Annotated in this window: 3 protein-coding genes and 1 tRNA gene; all 4 read right to left on the bottom strand. The window is 58.4% G+C overall.

Features of this window, described 5'->3' with window-relative positions:
* Nucleotides 1-46: 46 nt before the first annotated feature.
* Nucleotides 47-120: transfer RNA gene (locus RCI06_RS12625), tRNA-Gly, on the bottom strand.
* Nucleotides 121-265: 145 nt separating this feature from the next.
* Complete coding sequence (locus tag RCI06_RS12620) at nt 266-1489, bottom strand: LPXTG cell wall anchor domain-containing protein (protein WP_306576265.1); 1224 nt, start codon at nt 1487-1489, stop codon at nt 266-268.
* A 460-nt stretch (nt 1490-1949) separates the two neighbouring features.
* Complete coding sequence (locus RCI06_RS12615) at nt 1950-3020, bottom strand: acid shock protein (protein ID WP_101548089.1); 1071 nt, start codon at nt 3018-3020, stop codon at nt 1950-1952.
* Nucleotides 3021-3388: 368 nt separating this feature from the next.
* The coding region (locus RCI06_RS12610; protein WP_306576264.1) for a DnaB-like helicase C-terminal domain-containing protein at nt 3389-4780 on the bottom strand (1392 nt) is incomplete at its 5' end.

Genomic DNA, 4780 nt, shown 5'->3' with positions numbered 1-4780 from the left:
CAAAAACGCCGGGCCCCATTGCGAACGGGGTCCAGCGTCACGCTGGTGGAGCAGGTAACGGGGATCGAACCCGCGTTGTCTGCTTGGGAAGCAGAAGTGTTGCCATTACACCATACCTGCGCAGTGGATTTATGATAGCATTTTTTGGCGGGTTTGTCAACCGCCCCGCGCGGCGGAAAGGCGGGGCAAAAATTATCCCGCCGGCTGTGGAGGCAGCCGGCGGGGATCATTTTATCTCTCTGTCGGAAATATCTGACGGGTCAGATTATTTCACTTTGCGGAACGCAACAGCGCCAGCAGCAGCCAGGGAAACAACGGCGGCTACGAGAGCCACGTTGACCATGTCGCTGGAACCGGTGTTCGGGATGTCCTTGCCATTGTTGGTCGGGGTCTCAACATCGGCGGGCTCGGAGGTCTCCGGCTCGTCAACGGCCACATCGAGCTCGGTGTCGGAGACGATGTAGGTGCCCAGCTGACGGGTGCGGATGGACCAGCCCGGAATCTCCTCATCGTCCTCGGAGTAGGTGAACTTGGAGGTGACGTCGGTCAGGTAACCGTCGGCGCCCAGCTCATAGATGAAGCAGTTTTCCGGATCGGGGGTGTAGTCGTCGTCGTCATCCCACGGAATACCAAGGGTCAGGGTCGCCTTGGAGGTCGCGGGGACAGTCGGGTTGTTCACGAAGTTGTAGAACCACAGGTCGGCGTCGACGGGATCGCCGTACTCGGCATAGATGTCGCTCATGTTCGAGGTGGACAGACGGCAGTAGAACTTGCGCGCGTCGTCGTCAGACTCGAAGGTGAGGGCCGCACGGTCGTCGCCCCAGACCAGGGTGTTGGTGTCGTTCTTCGAAGGATCCATGTAGACGCGGTCGCCGACATCCGGGTTATCGTCGTTCTCGACGCGGATATTGCTGACCCAGAAGGTGTAGTCAATGATATACTCCTGATCTTTGGTCCAGAGGCTGCTACCAGAGGACTTCGGAATCTTTTTGCCGGAGGTGTAGGAATCATAGTCCGCTTTTGCCTTGAAGGTGATCGTACCGTCGGTCTTCGACTCGTCGGTGTCGGTCATCTCGTTCAGCTCAATTTTGAGGTAAGCTGCGCGGGCGTGGCTGCCCAGACGCTTGTCATCAGTTACGGAAATCTTCTTGACCAGCTTGCCGTTGCTGTCTTTGTCAACGTCAAACTTGAAGAAATCGGTGTTGACAACGTCGTCGATGATGACATCAGTGCCGGCAAGTTTGCCGCCCATATCCGCCAGCGGGACATAAACCGTGGTGGCAGGACGGATAGGGTCAATGACCAGAGTGGAAGTCGTATCAATCGTTTTGATGCCATCCCAGGTAATCTGGCCGTTTCCGCTTGTGCCGACGTCGCCGCTCGGGTCGCCGTCGCCATCATAAGCGACATTAGGTGCCCAAGCGAAGGACACCACGGAGAGGCTCAGGCAGAGCGCCAGAGCCAGCACCAAAGAAAGAGTCTTTTTCATTGGTAAATTTCCTCCTTAGAAATCAGTTTTAAAATGCCATGTTGAGAGAGGGTCCTCCAACCGCTCCCTTAACTGTTTCCAATTATAGCGTGTGCCGCTGCCAATGTCAAGCGTTTTTGTAACCAATTTGTAACTTTTCAAAAATTTTTGTTACCTGATTGTAATTATTTTACCATTTATTGTAAAATTCTTATATGCATCCATTTTTGCATAAAATAACCCCCGCGAGCGTGGAGAGTCCCGGGCGCACGGCACCCACGGCCCCAGCCCGTGGATACCCTCGCGTTTGGACAAGCCAAAGCGCATGCGCCCCACGGGCGGAGGGGCGGCGCCCCTCCCCCGTGTGCCCCCTCCCGGCGGGTACCCATTATCGGTACATATAAAAAATAAAAGCCCCGCGAACGTGGAGAGTCGTTCGCGGGGCTGCGGATCAATATGATTTAAAAATCAGATTGATGAATTAGGCCCAGATGCCAGTGTCCGGGATCGCCTTGCCATCGTCGGGAGTCTCAACGTCTTCCACAGCGGTGGTGTAGGGCTTCTCAGCAATGATGTAGATGCCGAGCTCACGGGTCTTGGTCTGGAAGACCATATCGCCGTCCTCGTTCTCAACAACTTTGAACGCGGCTTCAGCCATGGTCCCATCTTCCTGCACCTGATAAACGATGCAGTTCTCAGGATCAACGGTGTACTCGTCCTCGTCGGAATCATAGTACGGATTGTAGAGCTCGAGGGTCGCGCGGCTGGTGGAGGAGATCTTGGTCTCGCCAGCGACAGAACCCTTGAAGTTGAAGATGAACGCGTCCTGATCAGCGAAGTACTCCGCATAGTCCGCATCTTCCCACTTGGTGGACAGCTTCGGGAAGAACTTGGTCTGGTTGTCGTCGCCCATGAACTTCAGGACGGCGATGGTGTTCTGCTCATCTTCCCAGGTGATCTCGTTGTCGTCGTTCTTGGTGGGCTTCAGAACAACGCCGCCGGTGCCGGCCGCATAGTCCTGATCAGCGGGATCCTCATCGTTGGAGATGTAGATCGTGCCGAAGTCAACATTGATCTTGTCGCCCTTCACGAAGCGGACAACACCGCCAATGGTGATGTCATCTTTCGCCGTCAGAGTCATGGACGGTTTGATCTTGAACTCGTCGGTGGTGTAGTCCGCCTTGGTCTCGATCTTGACCCACGGGCCGCGATCGCCGCCGTAGTTCTTCTCGGACAGGCTGATCTTAGCGATCATCTTGGAGTTGTCGCCGCCCTTGTCGAACTTGACTTTCCACAGATCACCATCAGTGAAATCTTTTTCGTTCAGAGTAACCGCCGTGGTCCGGCTGGGATCCGCAATCTGCGGAACATCAACCTTGATACCGTTCAGCTTCAGGTAAACGGAATCATCCGGATAAATTTCATTTTTCGCGGTTTTCGAGCCATCCTTAACATCGTAGGTATAGGTCGCATCGTACTCAGCCGCGAACGCAACAACGCCGAGAGAAAGAGCCATGACCGCAGCCAGAACGACCGCCAGTAACTTTTTCATCGGTAAATCTCCTCCTAAATTTTGAATTTCAGTTTTAACACAGGAAACACTCTCCAGCCATTTCCCTGTTGAATCCTAGTATAGAGCAGTCAGGAGGAAAAGTCAAGCAATTTTGTAACCATTTTGTAACTTCTTTCTCTAAAATGTTACCGAATTGTAATTTCTGTGCAGCCATTATACCTTATGTATTGAAATCGAGGAAAAAACAGGCGGCCGCCCGCAGGGGCGGCCGCTCGTGCGTGCAGAAAATCAGGGGGTGGCCCATGGAGGGGGGCGGACCGCCCCCCTCCATGAAGCGCGCCGGGCGGGCGTCGCCGCGCAGCGGCGCTCCGACGCAAGGCGTCGGGCAGTCCCGCCCTTCCTTAACGTCACTTTGGTCGGGGGCCAAAGTGACGCGCGCTCCCTTCGCCGAAATAGCTGAACTTCGCGTTGTAGGCGTACTCGATTTTCGCGTAGGGCACGCCGTTGCGGTTCTTGAGCATGACGAGCTCGACGGCGCGCGGGCTGCGCGCCTTGGCGGCGTTCACGTCGAATCCCTGCTCCCCCGCCCCGGCCAGCTGGAGCCCGAAGAGCACGTCGGACGAATACTCCACCGCGCCCGACTCCTTGAACGCCTCCATCGACACGGCGTTGCGGTAGTTTTCGCGGTTGAAGCTGCTGACCGCGAAGACGGGAATGTCGAAATCGCGGCTGATCCGTTTGAGCTCGACGACCGCGCGGTCGGTGTTCTGCTTGTCGGTGGCGCGCGGGTCGGAGGGCTTCAAAATTTGCAGGTAGTCGACAAAGACGACCGGGCGGCGGCCCCGCAGGCGGATGTGCTCGCGCACTGCCGCGCGCACCTCCTGCACGCCGATATCCATGAGCCCCTCCTTATAATAGAGGCGCTCCCCCGTCTTTTTATACGCCTCCACAGCGGCGGAAAGCAGCGCGGCGCGCCGCTCGTCCATGCCGAGGTCGAGCCGCAGCACCTGCCGCGCCGTGAAGGCGTCGCTCCGCTCGGCGGACGGGTCGAGCCGGTAGCTGATACGGGAGATGCTCTTGGCCATCAACTCGAGCTTGGACATCTCGAGGGAAAAATAGAGCACGTCGGAGCCCGCCGCCGCGATGCTGTCTGCGATCTGGAGCAGATAGGAGGTCTTGCCGAGGGAGGAGATCGCTCCGATAATATAGAGCCCCGCGTAAAGCCCCCCGTCAAGCAGGTCGTCGAGCGCGGGAAAGCCGGTCGGCACCGCGCTGCGGCTCGCCCGTTTGACCGACAGGTCGAGCAGCTCCCCGACCGCGGAGGCGGCGTTCTGCCGCTCGTATTCGTACCGGTCGGCGTTGGCCGCCGCGTCGAGCAGGCCGCGCAGCGCGTCGGGGTCGCGCAGGAGCAGTTCGTTCGCGTCCTTGACCCCCTCCGGCCACTCCACCTCGCCGCAGGAGATCCCCAGCTCCGCAAGCCCCTCCCTGACCGCCGCGTTCATCCGCCTGCCCGCCTCGTCGTTGTCCCCCGCCGCGAAGAAGGTGTAGGAGTTTGCGGCGGCGGGGTTCGCCGCGCAGAGCGAGAGGAATTTGCGGGTGTTGCCCGCGCCGCAGAGCGCGAGCGCCTGGTAGCCGCATGCCTCCACCGACAGCGCGTCGAAGATCGCCTCGGTGATGAAGAGGGCCCTCCCCTCCCCTTCCCCGGCGAGATAATCCCCGCCGAAAAGCTCCATCGCGCCCGGGCTGTTCTTATAGCGCGGCTTCGTCTCCTCCCGCAGGGCGCGCGCGCAGTAGCAGGC

Origin of the sequence: Anaerotruncus massiliensis (ex Togo et al. 2026), from assembly GCF_030825285.1 — a bacterium.
GTDB classification, from domain to species: domain Bacteria; phylum Bacillota; class Clostridia; order Oscillospirales; family Ruminococcaceae; genus Anaerotruncus; species Anaerotruncus massiliensis.
Note: the sequence above shows the minus strand (reverse complement) of the source record. Positions and strands in the feature narration are given on the sequence as shown.